The following is an 18,541-nucleotide window of genomic DNA, read 5'->3' on the forward strand; positions in this document are numbered from 1 at the left end:
GGAGTTTCAATCGACGCGGAAGCGGCTGCGGTCTTCTCCCCTGATCCAGTTCGGCGGCCTGCCTATGCCGTTCCAGGTCTGGCCGGTTTCCGGGTGGCGATAGCGCACCAGGTCGGAAAGGTCGGGACCGAATAATTGTTCGGCGGTGATGCCGTATTCGCGGATTTTCTGGCGCATGTCGGCCAGCACTACCTGCAGCTCCTGCCGGCGCAGGCGATTCGCCTCCACTTCGAGACACCGTATGCGCTGCTTGACCTGCCGGTAGTTTTCCGTCATAAAGTCAACCCGATGGTGAATTCGCGATAAAAAAAATAATAGCAAGCTGTTTATTACGCTATCCGAAAAGCGAAATATTCGAGGGGTTTTTCTTAATATGCCGATTCAAGCTGCCTATTTGCGGCATGTTTATTCGGGGCTTGAGCCCCTGCAGGCGTTTGATGTGGTGTATGGCAGTACTTTCGAGCATCGGCTGGTGTCCTCGCAATTGGCGAACATGGAGCATCAGCGGCTCGTCCTCGGCGACGTCCGGCTGGAAATGGGACGGTACGAATTCCCGGTAATCGCCAACGGCAGCATGCCGAAAGACGGAATCTGCATCGCCTTCATGGCCGAGGGCAGCGACGTCACGCGATACAACACCGAGGCCATCGGCGCCGAAGAGATACAGGTCTATCCGCCCGGGGTCGAGCTTCTTTATCACGCGACCGGGCTTTCGCGCTGGGTCAACTTCACCGTGCCCGAAGAACGCCTGCAGAACGTCGCCATTGCGCGCACCGGCAGGCCGTTGCGGATGAAAAGGCGCGCGGCCTATTCGGTGCGGCTGCGCGCCGGCGGGCGCGGCGTCCTGGGCACGCTGACCAGCGACGCGATGGTGATGGCGCGGCGCCTGTCCGCCGACGGCGGCATGGCGCCGGCCCTGGTCGAGACGATCTGCGAGTCGCTGGTCGCCGGCTACGTGGACGCGCTGACGTCCGCCGAGCCGCTGGACAAGGCCGACGACTTGCCGGTGGCGGAACGCCATCGGCGCCTGGTCATGGCGTGCGAGCGCCTGGTGCTTTCCGGAGAGGCCGCGGATATCGCGCTCGGCGAAGTCGCGCGGCGCAGCGGCTATACCCTGCGCTCGCTGGAGATGATTTTTCGCCGCAGCGTCGGCATGACGCCGGGGCGCTGGTTCATGACGGCGCGGCTCAACGGCGCGCTGCGCGACCTGCTTACCTGCAGCCGCAGCGCCACCGTTTCCGACATCGCGATGAAATGGGGTTTTCGCCATATGTCCAGATTCGCCGAATACTACAGGCGGACGTTCGGAGAGCTGCCCAGCGCCACGCTGGCCCGCACGGGCGTGCGCCCGTAGGCAGGCCCGGGCGCGGCTTCAGAAACTCACCGCCAGCCCCACCGAAAAGCCCGAGACGTTATTGCCGAACACGTAGCGCCCCACCACGCGGGTGCGGGTGATGAACACGTTGTAGGCGCTCGAATCCAGTTCCAGGCCGGCGCCCACCGAGGTCAGGCGGTCGAAACCCAGTATGCCCTTCTGGTCGCCCAGGAACTCGGAGTGCGTCAGCTCCAGCACATAGCGCAGCGGCCGTTGCAGCAGGATCGCGCCGGTCGGCGCGCGGTAGCGCGCCCACAGGTTCGCGGACTGGGCGACGGCGTTGCCGCTGACCGCTGCCGAGCTGTCGAAGCTCTGCAGCCGGATGTCGGAATAGCGCAGTTCCACGTCCACTTCATAGCCGGGCCGGTAGTGCTCGTAGTCCAGCATGATGGAGCCGCCCAGGCCGTAGGCGTTGAGCGAGCCGCGGTCCAGGAAGTCGATGTCCTTGCCGGTGCGCTGCCCCACGTACCAGCTGGCCGCGCGCAGGTCGCTGGTGACGTTGCCCAGCGCGAAGTTGAAGATGGGCCGCAGCTTGAGCTCGTCGGTCAGCTTGAAGTCCCAGCCTATGCCGCCGGTGGCGGAGACGCTGTTCCATTTGGTCGGGATGCGGCGGGTTTCGGCGCCCTGTGTGGCGACGAAGGTCGGGTCGTAGCGGCTGCCGGCCAGCACGCCTTCCAGGTAGACGGGGAAGGAATCGGAGATCGTGTCGCCGCCGCCCAGCTGGGTCATGAAGAACTCGTTCGATCCGGTGGTCGAACCGCCGCCGCTGCCGATGTTCAGCGAACTGGTGGTGATGTCGGGAACGATGGAGAACGACATCAGCGCCAGCACGCCGTTGGCGCGCTTTTGCAGGTCGTCCTTGCTCAGCCGCAGGCCCTGGCTCCAGGCCGCCGCGGGCGCGGCGCAGGCCGCGGCCAGCAGTGTCCAGGCGCCCAGGCGGGCGGCCGCCCGCTTCTTTCCCAACCGCCTATGCTTGCTTGCCATGGGAGCCTTCCTATTTGGCGCCGCCGGCCGGATCGACCATGGACTGCCGCTGCGCCACCAGCAAGGCGTCGCTCTGGTCGATGCGTATGGTGCCGATGCGCGGGAACTCGAAGTCGATGATGATGTACAGGGCCGCCGTCATGACCACGGCATAGATCACCTGGTGCAGCAGCGTCTTGCGCCTGGTCGAGGCCAGGTTCAGGCCGACCAGGCCGGCCGCGACCAGCGTCAGGAAGCCCAGGAACACGTAGGTCGCGATGGGCGGATGCACCTTCTGCGCCACGGTCTGGGCGCTGGCGACGTCGAACATTTCGTTGACCGCGCCGACGTAGGAAGCGGCGAACGGCGGCACGCTGGCGCGCGCGGCCTGCATCGAGGTGGCCCAGATCTGCGTCTGCAGCGCCGAGACCTCGGAGGCGATCGCGTCGCGGCGCTCCAGGTCGGCCACGTTGCGGTAGTACTCGATGCGCTTGTCCACGTAGCGGCGGAACTGGTCGCGCAACTGGGGCTGGTCGCCGGCGTGGACCATGTCGATGCGCAGCCAGGCGGTGCCGATGGCGTTGACCTCCTGCACCAGCAGCTCGCGGCGGTCGGCCATGCGCTGGGCCGCGCCGGAGAACGTGAAGGCCACCAGCAGGCCCAGCAGCGCGAATACCGAGCCTTCGATCACCGCGGCGCCGGAGCCGGACTTTTCGTCGGCCCCGCGCCCCAGCCATTTGCCCAGCTGCATCGCGATCAGCAGCAGCACGAAGAACGCAATGGTCAATCCCGCAAGCAGTAGCGAGTAATTCATTCGATCACCCTAGGTATCGTCGTTATTGATGGAAAATCTTCATCGCCAGGCGCTCCCCACCTGGATGTAGAACGCGTTCTGGTCCTTGCTGTGGGCCACGTCTATGCCCACCGCCAGCCCCAGCTTGCGCGCGATCAGGTAGCGAAAGCCCGCACCCACGCTGACCACGGTCGTCGCGTCGGAAAATGTCGTCCAGTTGCCGTAGGCTTTGCCCACGCCGCCGAATCCCAGCAGCGACCAGCGCGGCGTGGCGTGCCAGCGCAGTTCGGCTTCCAGCGCCAGGGCGTCGCGGTCCTGGTAGCGGCCGCGCGAGACGCCGCGCAGGTCGACATAGGGTTGCGCATAGAACGGCACGGCGCCGCGCGTGAACTGTCCGTCGCCGCGCAGGCCCAGGGTCCAGCGCGGCGCGACCGGCGTCCAGTGATAGCCGCGGGCGCGGTAGCTTTCGAAGGATTGGTCGCTGCCCAGCCAGCTGCGCGAGAACTGGGCTTCCAGCTCGGCATAGGTGCCGCGGTTGGGATAGAACATGTTGTCGCGCGTGTCGTAGTCCAGCACCAGCCCGGCCTTGCCGATGCGCTGGGCCATCTCCGCCGCCGAAAGCTCGCTGGCGGCCTCGCCGGTAAAGCGCGTGTCCGAGCGGAAATAGGTGTAGCGCGGGCCGACATACCAGGGCGTGTTCGCGACCCTGGCCAGCACCTGCTGCACCAGGAACGTGCCCTTCACTTCGTAGCTGCGCCCGTGGCTGAAGGCGCCGTAGTACTCGAGATTGGCGCGTCCCTGGGCCAGCGCGCCCAGGTAGCGGTAGCGGTCGCCGTCCCAGCTATGGAAGTGGAACAGCCCGGCGCCGCGCGAGCCGTTCTCGGTGGCCAGTCCGCCGATGCCGGTGATGTTGGGCGGGGCCTTGCGCGCCTCGCCGGCCTGGTCGGCGGCCTTGGCCTGCCCGGCCGACTCGGAGAAGTACAGCAGCATCAGGCCGCCGCCATAGCCGACGGCCGGCTCGGTGATCACGACGGGCACGGGCAAGGCGCCCTGGTGGCGCAGCAGGAAGTCGCTGGTGTCGAAGTCGCCGTCGCTCGAATCGGTGAACGACGGCGTTTCGCCGCGAGCCGGGGCATGCGCCATCAGGCCGCACAGGATCGTGGCCATGACCATGCGCATCATCTCGTATCGGCGCCCGCCATGAACCAGCGCAGATAGGGATTGGCCTGCGCCAAGCGGGCCAGCGCCGCCGCGCTCTCGCTCCATTCGGCCCGGTCGCCGCGGTAGGCGGCCAGCGCGCTGCGATAGAACAGGTCCAGCGCGCCGCGCTCGTTCTCTATCTCCTGGGTCAGCGATTGGGCGTGCGGCCCCAGCGGCGGGTCGCTGCGCAGCGCCAGCAGGGCCGGCAGCGTGCGCACGATTTCGCGCGGCCGGACCCAGGGGGCGTACTCGATGGCCGGACGGTCGTCGGTCACGGGCGCCGCATCGCCGGCGAAGCGCGCCAGCCCTTCCCTGTCGGTCACCCAGGTGGCCAGCAGCGCCGCCGGCGAGCCCACGCCCACTTCCGCCAGGGCCTGGCGCAATTGCGGCTGGGCCATGCGCGCGGCGATGCGGCCGGCGTCCAGCGGCATGGGCTGCATGGAGCCCACCAGCAGCATCTCGTGCATTTCGGTGGTCCAGAGCGTGGCGTGCGGAAACACCGCGATGAAGCTGGCTACCAGGGCGCGCGTGTCGTCCAGGTTCTGCGTGGGCAGCGGCAGCCATTGCGCGACCACGCCCTTGGGATTCAGGCGCGACGCCGCCAGTTGGTAGAAGTCGCGCGAATAGAGATTGACCACGCCGGCGGCCGAGGGCGGCGGCGGTTCCAGGGTGATCAGGTCGTAGTGATCGTCGCGGGTCAGCAGCTCGCGCCGGCCGTCGCGCAGGCGGCGTTCCAGGCCCGGGTCGGCGGCGGCGTCGTAGCTGCCCTTGAACAAAGACCCCGCGCGCAGCACGCCGGGCAGCAGTTCGGCGACCACGCGGCGGTCCAGGCCGGGATAGCGCGACAAGGCGCCGGCGGTGATGCCGGTGCCATAGCCGATCACCAGGGCCGAGCGCGGCTCGCCGGCATGGACGATCAGCGGCAGCAGCGCCTGCAGCCGCATGTAGCGCAGCGACGGCATGGCGTCGCCGGAATTGGACACGCCCTGGATGTAGAGCCGGCGGAAGCGTTTCTCGCCCGCGCCGCGCTCCACGACGGCGACGGTGCCGCCATGGCTTTCCTCGTAGAACACCAGCGTGCTGTCCTTGGCGCCCGGCAGCAGCCGCGCCAGGTGATCGGCCGGCAGCGCCCAGCCCACGATCAGTACGGCGCCCAGCAGCGCCGCCGCCACGGCCCGCGTCATCGGCGCGCGCGCGCGCCAGGCCGCCGCAATGCCGATGGCGCAGGCGATCGCGGCCAGCAGCGCCAGGCCGCGCGCGGTGCCCAGGCGCGGCAGCAGCACGAAAGCGACCAGCAGCGTGCCGGCGATCCCGCCCAGCGTATTGCCGGCCAGCACCAGCCCCGCGCCCTGCCCGCGCCGGGCGGGCGGCACCGCGATGCGCAGCACGGCGGGAAACGCCGCGCCCAACAGCAGCGTCGGCGCCAGCACCACCACCGCGGCCACCACGGCGAAGCGCGCGCTCATGCCGGCCAGTCCGCTGTCGCTCCAGCGCCGCACCGCGGCCTCGGCCAGCGTCTGTGCCTGGATCAGCCAGGGGCCCAGCAGCGCCATGGCCACCAGCGCGGCCACCCCGGCGCCGGCGATCAGGAGCGCGAATACGCGCCACGGGTCGCGCAGGCGGTGCTCCCAGCGCGCGTACAGCGCCGCGCCCAGGGCCAGCCCGCCAAGATAGACCGCAAGCACCACGGAGAAAGCGAACGCCCGCGTGCTCATGAAAGGAACCACCATCTGCGACCACAGCACTTCGTAGCCCATCGCGACCGCGCCGGCGGCGCTGTACAGGCCGATGGCCAGCCATGCGCCTTCCGGCTGCGCGGCCGGGATTGCCGCCTGCTCGCGGACCGGGGCGGCCTGGGCGCGGCGTTGCAGCGCCCAGGCGCCGGCCGCGGCGGCGAGATTCAGGCCCGCCGCCGCGCAGGCCGTGCCGAATACGCCGTAGGCCGGGATCAGCACGAAGGCCGGCAGCAAGGCGCCGGCGATGGCGCCGGCGGTGTTGGCGGCGTACAGCACGCCGCCGGCCCGTCCGACCTGGCCGGCGCCGCAGGCCCGCAGCAATACCGGCAGGGTTCCGCCCATCAGCATCGGCGGCACGGCCACCAGCGCCAGTATCGCCAGCCAGGCCAGCCACGGCATGGCCTGTTCCGCGCGCGCGAACGGCAGCGCGCCGCGGGCCAGCGCCCAGGTCACCGCCAGGGCCAGCACAGCCACGCAGAGCTCGATGCCGGCGTACAGGCGCATGGGCCGCAAGCTGCGGTCGGCCAGCCGGCCCAGCCAGGCGCTGCCCACGGCCAGGCCGAAGAAAAAACCGCTGACGGCGATCGCGATGGCGTGGACTTCCACGCCCACGATCAGCGACAGCTGCTTGATCCACACGATCTGGAATATCAATGCGGCCGTGCCGGAAAGCGCCAGCAGGCCGGCCGCGGCCCACAGGCCGCCGGCGGCGCCGGCACGCGCGTCGGCCGTGGCCGAAGCCGGCATTTCTCGCAGCGCTGAATTCATAAAGTCCTGCTATATCGGGTTTGCGCAGTCAGGCGGCGGGCCGAAGGTGTCCGGACCCGCCGCCGCCCTGCCCTACTTGCCTTGCTTCTTGGCGGCTTCTTCGAACTGCTTTTCGATCGCGCGGTCCACTTCGGCCTGCACCTGGTCCACGCTGAAGGTGGCCGGGCGCTGGCTGGGCGGATACTCGATGAACGTCTGCAGGAACTGCGCGGCCTTCATCGAGGCCATCAGCACCAGATAGTCGTTCTTCACCAGCCAGTCGTAGTACTGGTTGGAGACCACGTCGGCGCGTTCATACGGGTCCATGCGCAGGTTGAACAGCTTGGGCACGCGCAGGCACACGAACGGGTCCTTCCAGACATCGAAGCCGCCGGGCGCCTGCTGTTCGCAGAACACGGCCTTCCAGTTCTGGTAGCGCATGGCCACCAGCATGCCGTCGTCGTTGAAGTAATAGAAGTCGTTACGCGCGCTTTCCGGGTCCTTGCCGGTCAGGTAGTCGAGCTGGTTGTAGCCGTCCAGGTGGACCTTGTAGCTCTTGCTCGCGCCGTTCGGCGTCCAGCCCTTGAGCAGGCGCTGTTTGACGTCCGTGTCGCCCACCGCGGCCAGCAGTGTGGGGAACCAGTCCAGGCCCGACACGATGCCCGTCTTGACCTCGCCCGCCGGGATATGGCCCGGCCAGCGCACCATTGCCGGCACGCGGTATGCGCCTTCCCAGTTGGAGTTCTTTTCGTTGCGGAACGGCGTAGTGGCCGCGTCCGGCCAACTGAACTGGTTGGGACCGTTGTCGGTGGTGTAGATCACGATGGTGTTGTCGGCGATGCCCAGGTCGTCGAGCTTCTTGAGCAGCTTGCCCACGTCCTGGTCATGCTCCCACATGCCGTCGGCGTAGTCGTTGCCCGGCATGCCGCTCTTGCCGCGGTGCGCGTCGCGGATGTGGGTGTAGACGTGCATGCGCGTGGTGTTCATCCACACGAAGAACGGCTTGTCGCCCTTGCCGTGCTTGTCGAGGTAGTCGAGCGCCGCGCCGACCGTCTCGTCGTCGATGGTTTCCATGCGCTTTTTCGTCAGCGCCCCGGTGTCTTCCACCTTGCCGTCGGCCGAAGCCTTGATCACGCCGCGCGGCGTGAAGTTCTTCACGAACGAATCGTCGGCGCCCTTGGGCCAGTACGGACGCTCCGGTTCTTCCTCGGCGTTCAGGTGATACAGGTTGCCGAAGAATTCGTCGAAGCCGTGCTTGGTGGGCAGGTACTCGTCACGGTCGCCGAGGTGGTTCTTGCCGAACTGCGCGGTCACGTAGCCGTGCGACTTCAGCGCCTGGGCGATGGTGATGTCGCGGTCCTGCAGGCCGACCGGCACGCCGGGCATGCCGACCTTGGACAGGCCGGTGCGGCGCGGCACCTGCCCGGTGATGAAGGTCGACCGCCCCGCCGTGCAGCTGTTTTCGGCGTAGTAGTCGGTGAAGATCAGCCCTTCCTTGGCGATCCGGTCGATGTTCGGCGTGGTGTAGCCGACCACGCCCCTGGAGTAGGCGCTGATGTTCGTCTGGCCGATGTCGTCGCCGAAGATGACGAGTATGTTCGGCTTCTTGCCGGAATCCTGGCCCTTGGCCTGCGCGCCCTGGGCATGCGCCGCCCCGGCCATCGCCAGCCCTCCTGCGGCGATGAGCGCCGCTCCCAACCATCGTGTTGCTTTCATTACCGCTCTCCTTGCCCGTGCTCGGGCCCCTGGGTCAACAAAAAGATCAAGGCTTCTCGAAGCCGTAGACCTGCTTCCACTCCTGCTGCATGTCGACGACCGTCCAGCCGCGGGCGCGGGCCTCGTCCAGCGCCTTGTCCAGGCGGCCGAAGCTCGACTGCCGGTCATAGGCCCATTCGCGCTTGGCGTCGGTGTGATGAACCAGTCCGGCGAAGCGCTTGCCGGGGCCGGCCATGGTCCACTGCAGCATCTGCAGGTCGCCGTCGGAGTTGCCGAAGGCCAGAATCGGGCGGCGCCCGATGCCGTGCTGGATCGCCACCGGCTTGCCGGGGCCGTCGTCGTTGAACGCCAGCTTGGCCTGGCGCATCAGCCGCGGCTGGCCCTGGTCCAGCTGGTAGACCGTGGTCACGCTGCTGCCGATCACCTGTTCGGGCGGAATGCCGTAGGCGGCCTGCGTCCATGGCCGCATGAATTCGACCTCGCCGCCGGAAACGATGTAGGTCTTGAAATCGTGCGCGCGCAGATAGTCCAGCAGTTCGCGCATGGGGGCGTAGGTCATGCTGGTGTACGGCAGGCCGGTGCGCGGATGGCGCGCGGTCTTGAGCCAGTCCTGCACGCTCTGGGTGAAATCGGCCGTGGTCATGCCGCCGTGGGTCGCGGCCACGATCTCCAGCATGCCGCGTTGGCCGCTCTTGGCCAGCGCGGCGCGGTCGCCCTCCAGCACGGCCTTGAACGGCTGGCGGCTGCGCCATTCGGGATGGGATGGCGCCAGGGCCTGCACCCGGTCCAGCGAGAATTGCAGCTCGAAATACATGGGCTGCTCGCTCCACAGCGTGCCGTCGTTGTCGAACACGGCGATGCGCTCGTCCGGCGCGACGAAGTCGGGGCTGCCGGGCGTGGCCACGGCCTGCACGAACTCGACGATGGCGCTGCGCGAAGGCCCGTCGTTCCAGGACGGCAGCGCAGCCTGCGGCCGCGATTGCGGTTCGGTGGCCGCGCAGCCGGCCAGCAGGCCCAGCGCCAGCAGCCAGGTCCAGGCGGTCAGGCGCCGCAGGCTTTGAAGTGGATCGATACGCCGCATCATTGTCTCCCCATGCGTGTTGCTCGTCGCGGTTGTACGGAATTCAGTTCCGCCGGCAAGGCGTGGCGGTCCGGGGCGCGGCGGCGCCAGGCCTTGCGCCAGCCGCGGCTGGCGGAGGCGAGCTGCCCGCGCCAGCCGGCATGCCCGGCGCCTGCGCCATACGCCTGGCGCAGCGCGTTTTCCGCCAGGCTGCGATCGGCCGGCGACATCCGCGCCAGCGCGCCGCGCAGCCCGACGGCGCCGCGGATGCGCCGCAGCCAGCGATAGCACGCGCTCAGGCCCGGCTCGGCGCCGCGCGCCTCGCGCCGCCAGGCGCGCCAGTAATAGGGTTNGCCACCAGGGCCAGCCCAGCCATAGCGCCAGCGCGGCGACGGCCGCGGCCAGCAGCGCCTGCATGGCGCCGGCGGGCAGCGCCCAGCGCAGGCCATGGCGCAGCTGCGCCAGGTCGTCGGCCAGCGAGAACGGCACCGCGGCCGCAGGCGCGGCGGCCACTTCGACTTCGCGGCCGGGCAGCGTCTGCGCGCGGGGTTCGCCGCTGGCGCCATCGGTCCAGTGCAGCGTGATGGGCGGCAAGGCGTAATGGCCAGGCTCCCGGGCCACGTAATCGGCCCGGTCGATGCGCTGGCCGCCCTTGAAGCGGCCGCGTCCGTCGGTCAGCGTCGTGACCTCGGGTTCGCGCGGATAGCGCTTGAAGTTCGGCACCTCGTCCAGCGGCGCGGGCTGCAGCAGCATGGCCTGCACGCCGTCGGCGCGCTGGGTGATGCTGCGCGTGATGCGTCCGCCCTGCACCAGCGGGTCGGGGGCGAGCGTGTAGTCCTGGGTGACGGTGAGTGCGCCCGCGACTTCACCGGGCTGCGCCTGCCCGGCGAACTCGATCTGCAGGGGCGCGCTGGCGGCCGTCGCGGCCGCGCCCGAGGGGCCGAGCTGCGCGCTCACGCTCAGCGCGGGGATGGCGATCGTGCCGGGCGCGGCCGCGCTCAGCAGGAAGGTGTAGCGCAGGCCGTTCAGCGGCACGCCGTCGCGGGTGTCGCGGATCAGTTCGGCCTGGCCGGAAGGCGGCGTCACCATCAGGCCGTTCACTTCCAGCGTGGGCAGCTGCGGCGGCTGGGTGAACCAGGTCGTGGTCATCACGTCCAGTTGCAGCTGCAGCGTGGCGCCGGTCTGCGCCTGCGCGGGCGCGCGCGCCGTGACGTACAGCTGCGGCGTGTCCTGGGCCCGGGCGGGCGCGGCCAGGATCAGCAGCAGCAACAGCAGCCAGCGGGTCAATGCGCGCATCATGGCCGCACCCCCGCGTCCTGGGCCGCGAACTTGCCGCGCAAAAAGCGCGCCGGCGACAGGGTCAGATTGCGCAGCCACACTTCCGCCGAGGCGGCCTGCTGCACCTGCACCGTGGCGAGCTGGCCGGCCTTGGCGCTGCGGTCGGCGATGGTCTGGTCCGGCGGTTCGGCCTGTTCGCCCTGCTGCTCCTGGCTCATGGCCGCCAGCAGCCGCGTCACGATGCCGCGATTGACCACGGCCGGCTCCCAGCCGGGCTTGAGCGCCAGCGCGCGGTCATAGGCGGCGAGCGCGGCGTCGTAGCGCCGCAGCCGGACCTGGGTGTTGCCCACGTAGAAATAGGCGTCGGCGCTGGTCAGTTGCGAAAACGCCTTCAGCGCGGCGGCGTAGTCGCCGGCGGCGTAGGCCGCGCGTCCCTTCCAGTAGGGGTCGGTGTAGTGGGCGGCGGCCGCCTGGTAATCGCCGCGATCGAATGCGAGCCGGCCCTGCTGGTCCGGCGTCAGGAAAGCGTCGGCCAGGCCGCCGGCGCGCGTATCGGGCGGCGCGCCCAGCGCCAGCACGCCCGCCACCAGGCAAGCCTGCCAGCTCACGCGCCAGCCGCGCCGGACCGCGACCAGCGCCAGCAGCGCCAGGGGCCAGCACAGCCAGTAGCCGGCGTCCTTCCAGTGCGGCGGTCCGGAAAGCGCGTCCTGCACCGCTTCGAAGTGCTGCTGCGCGTGCAGCGTGATCCAGTCCAGATCGTCGGCGCTGGCCGTCAGGCTGCCCAGCGGCGCGCCGGCGGCGCGGGCCATATCGCGCAGCGCCGCCTCGTCGATGCCGCCCTGCGGCTGGCTGCGGCCAACGGCCATGATCAATACCTGCAGGTTGGCGGCGGCCTGGGCGCGCTGACGCACCGCGTCCGCGGGCGCGGCGCCGTCGGTCATCAGCAGCAGCGTCCCGCCTGCGCGCTCGGCCGCCAGCACTTGCGCCGCCTGGTCGATGGCGCCGGCCACGTCGCGCCCTTCGCTCTGGATCAGTCCGGTGGACAGGGCCTGCACGAACAGGTCCAGCAGGTCGCGGTCATCGGTGGGCGGCAGCACCAGGTGGCTGCTGCCCGCGTAGGCGATCAGCCCGGTCCTGGCCCCGGCGCGGCGCGCCGCCAGGTCGCGCACGGTCTGCTTGGCGGCCTCCAGCCGCGACGGCGGCACGTCGGTGGCGTCCATCGAGGCCGACAGGTCCACCGCGACCACCAGCGGCGCCGTGTTGTCGAGGAAGCCGGGCTCGTCGCGCTGCCATGCCGGCCCGGCGGCGGCCACCGACGCCAGCGCCAGGAACAGCGCCAGCAGATCGAGCGGACGCGGACCGCGCGCGCCGGCCACGCGCACGGTCAGGTAAGGCAGCAGAAGCGGGGCGATGCCGTGGCCGCGGCCGATGCCGGCCTGGCCGGCGCGCCCGGCCCACCACAGCGCGGCCGCCAGCGCCACGCCCAGCAGGAACCACGGCCGCAGGAAATGGAAGGCGCTCAGGTCCATGCGTCCTCCCTGCGCTTTTCCCGGCCCGCGTCCCCGCGGGCGCCGAGCCAGCCGCGCAAAGCGCCCGCCACGTGCCATAGCGCCAGCAGGCCGATGGCCGCCAGCAGCGGCACCCAGAAGTATTCGCGCGTGGGCTGGTGGCGCAGCGTCTTGACCTCCTGCGGCGTGAGACGGTCGAGTGTGTCGTACACCGCCTGCAGCGCGGCCAGGTCGGCGGCCTGGAAAAAGCTGCCGCCGGTGGCGCGCGCGATCGCCTGCAGCGCGCCGAAATCCACGCGGTCCTCGCCGCTGGCCCTGGGATCGCCGATGCCGATGGTGTGCACGGTGATGTGGTGCGCGGCGGCCAGCTCGGCCGCGCGCGGCGGCGGCACGGCGCTGCCGGTGTCGTTGCCGTCGGTCAGCAGGATCATCACCTTGTCGCGCTCGTCGGCCGCGTCCAGCATGCGGATGCCCAGCCCGATCGCGTCGCCGATGGCGGTGTTCGGCCCCGCCATGCCGACGGCGGTCTGGTCCAGCAGCAGCTGCAGCGTGGCGTGGTCGCGCGTCAGCGAGGCCTGCGGATAGGCGCCGGTGCCGAACACGATCAGGCCCAGCCTGTCGTTCTTGCGCTTGGCGATGAAGTCGGCCACCACCGCCTTGACGGCCTGCCAGCGCGTCGCCGGCCGGCCCTGCGCGTCGCGGAAGTCGGCGCTGTCCATGGACTGGGAAATGTCCACGGCCAGCAGGATGTCGCGCACCGGTTCCGTATGGGTCAGCGGCGGCTCCACCCATTGCGGACGCGCCAGCGCCAGCAGCACCAGCAGCCAGACCGCGACGTTGAGCCACAGCTGGCCGCGGCCGGCCTGCACGCCCGGGCGCGACGGCGATTTGCCGGTAAGCCGCGCCATGGCGTCGAAGAACGGCGTGCGCAAGGCGCTGCGCGCCTGCACGTAGGGCGGCAGGTAGCGGTAGGCCAGCCATGCCAGTGGCGCGGCGGCCAGCAGCCAGAGGTATTCAAGCCGCCACATGGCCGTGCTCCGTCCGGTGCTTTTCCATCCACAGGCGGCTGGCGGCCAGCAGCGCGCGCAGCGCCGCCGGATCGAGTCCGCGCACCGCCGCGTCGGGCGCATAGGCCAGCGTCGCCAGCAGGCGCGCGCCGTCGTCGGGCATGGCCGGGCCGCAGCGCCCCATCCAGGCCAGCCAGGCCGGGCCGGCCAGCGACGGCAGCGCGTCGTCGCCCGGACTTGCGGCCAGCGCGGTGCGCTTGAGCAGATCCGGCAGGCGGCGCAGCGCCAGCGGATCGGCGGCGGCCGCGGTTTCCAGGCGTCCGAGTTCGGCCAGCGCCTCGCGCCGGTAGCGGTTGTCGCGATGCCGGCGCCAGGCGCGCGCGCCAAACCAGATGGCCGCGGCGGCGGCGGCCAGGGCCACCGCGGCCCAGCCCCAGGTCTGCGGCCAGTAGGAAACCGGCGGCGGCAGCGGCAGCTCGCGCAATTGGTCCAGGCCGGGCGGCGCGGCGCTCATGTCCGCCCTCCCCCCGGCCGCAGGCGGCCCAGTTCGCGGCGCAGCTGCATCAGCTCGTCCTGCGCCGTGTCTATGGTCAGCAGCGGCACGCGGCTGCGCCGCAGCAGGTCGGCCACTTCGCGCAGCCGGCCGCTGAAGAAATCCGCCAGCGGCTGGCGTTCGCGCTGCCGCCCCACCGCGATCTCCAGCTGCAATTCGCCCTGGGTCACCAGCAGGCGGCCGCGCCGCGGAATGTTCTGCGCCATGGGGTCGAACACCAGCACCGCGATCACGTCGTTGTGGGCGGCCAGTTGCCGCAGGCGGCGCAGCGTCTCGTCGTCTGCGCCCGCGAAATCGCTGACGATGCAGACCAGGCAGTCGTGCGGCGCCTGGGCCAGGGCCGCGCGCAGCGCGGCGTTCAGGCCTTCGGGGCGCGGCGGCCCGGGGCGTTCGGCCGACAGGCCGCGATTGGCGCGCACGATCTCCGCCAGGAAACCGCGCACGCGGTCGCGGCTGCGCAGCGGCTTGACGCCGCGCTGGCCCTCGTCGTCGAACACGATGCCGCCGACCCGGTCGCCGGCGCGCAGCGCCATCCACGCGGCCGCGGCGGACAGTCTTGCGCCCACCGCGCACTTGAAGGCCCGCACCGAACCGAAATACATGTTCATGCGCTGGTCCGCCAGCACCAGCGTGGGCCGATCGCGTTCCTCGGTATAGGCGCGCACGTAGGGCTTGCCATAGCGCAGCGAGGCCCGCAGGTCCAGCTGGCGCAGGTCGTCGCCGGCCACATAGCGGCGCAATTCCGCGAAATCCAGGCCCCGTCCGCGCAGCCGCGAGCTATGCAGGCCGGCCAGCACGCTGCTCAGCGGCTGGCGCGCCAGGAACGACAGCCCCGCCACGGCGCCTTCGAGGGCGACCAGCTCGGCCAGCGGAGGATGCACGGGATGCGGCTGCATGGGCCATCCTCAGGCGGGCACCGCGACGCTGTCGAGCAGCCGGTCGATCACCGCGTCGGCGGTCACGCCGTCGGCGACGGCGTCGTAGGACAGATGCAGGCGATGGCGCAGGATCGGATGGGCGACTTCGCGCACGTCGTCCGGCGAGCTGAAATCGGCGCCGGCCAGCCAGGCGTGCACGCGCGCGGCCCGGTCCAGCGCGATGGCGCCGCGCGGGCTGGCGCCGACCTGTATCCAGCGCGCCAGCTCCGTGTCGGCCGGGCTGCGCGTGGCGTTGACCAGGTCCACGATATAGCGGTCGACCGCGGCGGCCACGTGCACCGCCGCCGCTTCGGCGCGGCAGGCGAACAGGTCTTCCTGCGACAGCCTGTCGGCGCCCGCATGGGAATCGGACGGCTGGCGCAGCAGCGCCAGCATCGCGGCCTCGTCGGCCGCCGCGGGATAGCCGAAGCAGATCTTCATCAGGAAGCGGTCCATCTGCGCCTCCGGCAAGGGATAGGTGCCTTCCTGCTCTATGGGGTTCTGCGTGGCCAGCACCATGAACAGTTCGGGCATGGCGCGCGTCACGCCGCCCACCGTGATCTGGCGTTCCTCCATCGCTTCCAGCAAGGCCGACTGCACCTTGGCCGGCGCGCGGTTGACCTCATCGGCCAGGATCAGGTTGCCGAACAGCGGTCCTTGCTGGAACGTCACCCGGTTGCGCCCCTCGGCATCCTGCTGCAGCACGTCGGCGCCGGTGATGTCCGACGGCAGCAGGTCCGGCGTGAACTGGATGCGGCTCATGTCCGCCGCCAGGTGCGCGGCCAGCGTCTTGACGGTGCGCGTCTTGGCCAGGCCCGGCAGGCTTTCGAGCAACACGTGGCCGTCGGCCAGCAGCGCGATAATGATTTCGCGGATCACCCGCTCCTGGCCCAGCACCGAGCCGGACACTGCTTTTTCGAGCGCGAGAATGCCGTCGCGGTTCGCCATGCCCCTCCCCCGTAGACATCAAAACTGAAACGCGTTGCTCAGCGGCTTGCGACGCTTGCCTGTCTGGCCTGGGCCGTTTTCCATTGCTCCGGCGTCATGACGGTCCGGAAGCCGAGGTGCGACATGGGATTGAGCGGATCGGTGCCGCGCCGCGCGCTGGCGCGGTAGCTGATGCAATAAGTGTCGCTGCACAGGAAGGAGCCGCCGCGCGTCACGCGCTTGGGCGCCGAGGGCGGCACGATGCCGTCGTCCGGATCGAAGCTGTCGGACGGGCCGGCCGGGTCCTTGGGGGGCTGGCGGAACTGCGACTGGATCTGGAAGGCGTCGGCGCGGTACCAGTCGGCCGTCCACTGCCAGACGTTGCCGGCCATGTCGTAGAGCCCGTAGCCATTGGGCGTGTAGCTGCCCACCGGCGTCGTGCCGACCTGCACTTTTTCGTCCTTCACCACCGGGAACGGCTGCGCCTGCCGGGTGTCCCAGATGTTGGCCATGGCCTGCCCCTGCGGCAGCAATTCGTTGCCCCAGCTATAGGTGGCCTGCTCCAGGCCGCCGCGGGCGGCGTACTCCCATTCGGCCTCGGTGGGCAGGCGCTTGCCGGCCCACTTGGCGTAGGCCTGCGCGTCCTCGTACGACACCTGGACCACGGGATGGTCGTCCTTGCCGTCGATATTGCTGTTGGGGCCTTGCGGATGGCGCCAGTTGGCGCCCGGCACGAAACGCCACCAGCGCGAATAATCGCGCAGCGACACCTCGGTTTCGGTGCCGACGAACACCATGGCGCCGGGCACCAGCGCGCTCTCCGGCGGACGCGGCGTGCCGGCGGGCAACTGCGGCTGCAGGTCTTCCCAGCGGGGTTTTCTTTCCGCCGTGGTGACGTAGCCGGTGGCTTCGACGAAACGCCGGAATTGCGCGTTGGTCACGTCGTTGACGTCCATCCAGAAACCGCTGACGCGGACCTTGTGCGCGGGACGTTCGTTGGGCTGCGACATCTTGTGGTCGTTGCCCATGAGGAATGCGTTGCCGGGTATCCATGCCATGCCGGCCGGACCGTTCTTGCCGTCGCCCAGCTTGACCACCGGCGCCTGAGGCGCGGAGGCGTCCGCGGAGCCCGCCAGATACGCGCCGAACGCGGCCGCAGCACCGAGAATCGCAGCCATTGCCAAACCGATCTTCAGCCCTTGCTTCACTTGCTTCTCCATCCTGGTAAGTCAAAGCCGAATGCCACGCATGGTGCGGTGATGCTGTTTTTATTTCTTGTTAGTGCCGGGAAAACCCGCAAGGGAAAACCCGGAAAGAAAACGCCTTTTAATGGCGTGCAGGCAGCGGTGCGAAAGCGGCGCTTGCCGCAGCGCGGTATTTTCCGTGCGAGTAGAGAAGATAATGCGTATCGCGCAAATACGCTATCCGAAAAGCGAAATCTCGGGGGCGTTCGGAAGGGTTTGTTGGATTAATAGTAATGCGCGCGTCACAGCCGCCGGGTATGCGCTTCAGCGCGCCGGATAATCACACCCGGCCGCGATATCGGCGGTTTTAACGATGCAACCTTATATGTATATCGAAACAATATCGAACGGAAATATTGACGCCGTGTATTAGCCGGCTGTTTTTTCGCGATTCGCGCTTTCCTAGGGTTTCCCTGGATAACACTTGATTGTCGGATTGTCGACAATGCAACAACAGTACAAATTTTTCCAGAGATCCGGGAGAGCTGAAATGCGTCTGACGAAACTGGAAGGACCCAGCGTTTGGAGAAGCGAGGAATTCGCCGGCCAGGAAGACTGGTGCCAGCGCCTCACGGAACCGGAGCTGACGGAAATCATGGCCGCGGTGCGCCATTGCCAAAGCCGCGGCACTCCCCTGTTCGAGATCGGCCGGGATGAATTTCCGCTGGACCGGCTGGCGCGGCGCTTCGAGCGCATCCGCGGGGAACTGGAAGGCGGACGCGGCTTCACCGTGCTGCGCGGGCTGGACCCCGCCAGCCTGGACCCGGAAGCCTGCAAACTCGTGATCTGGGGGCTGGCCCAGTACCTGGGCACGCCCGAGCCGCAGGACCGTTCGGGCAGCCTGCTGCACAGCGTGACTAATACCGGCAAGACCATCGCCAACAGCGATACCGCGCGCGGTTATGAAACCGACGACGAGCTGAAATTCCATAACGACGGCGGCGACGTCTTCATGCTGCTGTGCCTGCGCACCGCCAAGGAAGGCGGCGTCAGCAAACTGGTCAGCGCGGGCGCCCTGTTCAACGCCATCCTGCAGGAGCGCCCCGATTTGGCGGCGGTGCTGCAGCAGCCCTTTTATTTCGATTCGCGCGCGCAGAACCTGAACGAGAAGAAAGTCCAGGTCGTGCCGGTTTTCACCGAGCACATGGGTTATCTGAACGTGCTGTACAAGCGCCGCTACATCGTGACCGCCCAGCGCTTCGAGGACGTGCCGCGCCTGACGCCCGAGCAGGTTGAGGCGCTGGACATATTCGACCGCCTGTGCGCGGACCCCGCCCTGCAGCTCTCGTTCAGCATGCAGCCCGGCGATATCCAGATCGGCAACAACTATTCGATCCTGCACGCGCGCACCAAATACGTGGATTACGACGATCCGCAGCGCCGCCGCCATCTTTACCGCCTGTGGCTGACGCTGGAGAACAGCCGTCCGCTGCCCGAGGTGTTCGGGACGACGCGGGAGTTCGGGCCGTCATATGCGCGGCGCCAGCAGCGCGCGCAGGCCAACATGGAGCAGTGAA

At 69.2% G+C, this 18,541-nt stretch carries 15 protein-coding genes; 2 read left to right on the forward strand and 13 right to left on the reverse strand.

What is annotated here, in order from left to right; translation table 11 throughout:
* Positions 1-6: 6 nt before the first annotated feature.
* A complete protein-coding gene (locus C1I89_RS01975) occupies positions 7-276 on the reverse strand; it encodes an H-NS histone family protein (RefSeq protein ID WP_102771130.1) in 270 nt (89 codons plus the stop codon).
* Positions 277-472: 196 nt separating this feature from the next.
* Between C1I89_RS01975 and C1I89_RS01980 the strand changes: the two genes are divergently transcribed.
* Positions 473-1,354 (forward strand): helix-turn-helix domain-containing protein, encoded by an 882-nt coding sequence (locus tag C1I89_RS01980; protein ID WP_258231309.1) that lies wholly within the window; start codon positions 473-475, stop codon positions 1,352-1,354.
* A gap of 18 nt (positions 1,355-1,372) precedes the next feature.
* Here the strand turns inward: C1I89_RS01980 and C1I89_RS01985 are convergent, their stop codons facing one another.
* The 12 genes from C1I89_RS01985 to C1I89_RS02040 all read right to left on the reverse strand — a co-directional run bounded on the left by C1I89_RS01985 (position 1,373) and on the right by C1I89_RS02040 (position 16,988).
* Positions 1,373-2,359 carry a hypothetical protein gene (locus C1I89_RS01985; protein WP_246842377.1) on the reverse strand — a complete coding sequence of 329 codons (987 nt, stop codon included), beginning with the start codon at positions 2,357-2,359 and terminating at the stop codon, positions 1,373-1,375.
* Positions 2,360-2,369: 10 nt separating this feature from the next.
* Positions 2,370-3,152 (reverse strand): hypothetical protein, encoded by a 783-nt coding sequence (locus C1I89_RS01990; protein ID WP_102771132.1) that lies wholly within the window; start codon positions 3,150-3,152, stop codon positions 2,370-2,372.
* Between the two features lie 39 nt (positions 3,153-3,191).
* On the reverse strand, positions 3,192-4,304 hold the full coding sequence (locus C1I89_RS01995; protein ID WP_440130618.1) for a BamA/TamA family outer membrane protein: 1,113 nt from the start codon (positions 4,302-4,304) through the stop codon (positions 3,192-3,194).
* 5 nt (positions 4,305-4,309) lie between these two features.
* The gene (locus C1I89_RS02000) at positions 4,310-6,835 is read right to left on the reverse strand and encodes a fused MFS/spermidine synthase (RefSeq protein WP_181390868.1); all 2,526 of its coding nucleotides are present in this window, start codon (positions 6,833-6,835) and stop codon (positions 4,310-4,312) included.
* 72 nt (positions 6,836-6,907) lie between these two features.
* Positions 6,908-8,530 (reverse strand): arylsulfatase, encoded by a 1,623-nt coding sequence (locus C1I89_RS02005; protein ID WP_102771134.1) that lies wholly within the window; start codon positions 8,528-8,530, stop codon positions 6,908-6,910.
* Between the two features lie 46 nt (positions 8,531-8,576).
* Positions 8,577-9,611, reverse strand: coding sequence for an HAD family hydrolase (locus C1I89_RS34835; protein ID WP_219929560.1), 1,035 nt, complete (start codon positions 9,609-9,611; stop codon positions 8,577-8,579).
* A gap of 1,274 nt (positions 9,612-10,885) precedes the next feature.
* Positions 10,886-12,397 (reverse strand): VWA domain-containing protein, encoded by a 1,512-nt coding sequence (locus C1I89_RS02015; RefSeq protein WP_102771136.1) that lies wholly within the window; start codon positions 12,395-12,397, stop codon positions 10,886-10,888.
* Entirely contained in the window at positions 12,388-13,404 is a 1,017-nt protein-coding gene (locus C1I89_RS02020) for a VWA domain-containing protein (protein WP_102771137.1), read from the reverse strand. Before C1I89_RS02020 ends, C1I89_RS02015 begins: the two co-directional genes overlap by 10 nt.
* A complete protein-coding gene (locus tag C1I89_RS02025) occupies positions 13,391-13,897 on the reverse strand; it encodes a DUF4381 domain-containing protein (RefSeq protein ID WP_102771138.1) in 507 nt (168 codons plus the stop codon). The genes C1I89_RS02020 and C1I89_RS02025 overlap by 14 nt, the downstream gene beginning before the upstream one ends.
* Complete coding sequence (locus tag C1I89_RS02030) at positions 13,894-14,832, reverse strand: DUF58 domain-containing protein (protein WP_102771139.1); 939 nt, start codon at positions 14,830-14,832, stop codon at positions 13,894-13,896. The genes C1I89_RS02025 and C1I89_RS02030 overlap by 4 nt, the downstream gene beginning before the upstream one ends.
* A 9-nt stretch (positions 14,833-14,841) precedes the next feature.
* Positions 14,842-15,801, reverse strand: coding sequence for an AAA family ATPase (locus C1I89_RS02035; RefSeq protein ID WP_102771140.1), 960 nt, complete (start codon positions 15,799-15,801; stop codon positions 14,842-14,844).
* 38 nt (positions 15,802-15,839) lie between these two features.
* Positions 15,840-16,988 carry a formylglycine-generating enzyme family protein gene (locus C1I89_RS02040; protein WP_102771821.1) on the reverse strand — a complete coding sequence of 383 codons (1,149 nt, stop codon included), beginning with the start codon at positions 16,986-16,988 and terminating at the stop codon, positions 15,840-15,842.
* A gap of 526 nt (positions 16,989-17,514) precedes the next feature.
* Between C1I89_RS02040 and C1I89_RS02045 the strand changes: the two genes are divergently transcribed.
* Complete coding sequence (locus C1I89_RS02045) at positions 17,515-18,540, forward strand: TauD/TfdA family dioxygenase (RefSeq protein WP_102771141.1); 1,026 nt, start codon at positions 17,515-17,517, stop codon at positions 18,538-18,540.
* Position 18,541: the final 1 nt, after the last annotated feature.

The organism is Achromobacter pulmonis (genome assembly GCF_002885955.2).
Lineage (GTDB): Bacteria > Pseudomonadota > Gammaproteobacteria > Burkholderiales > Burkholderiaceae_B > Achromobacter > Achromobacter pulmonis_A.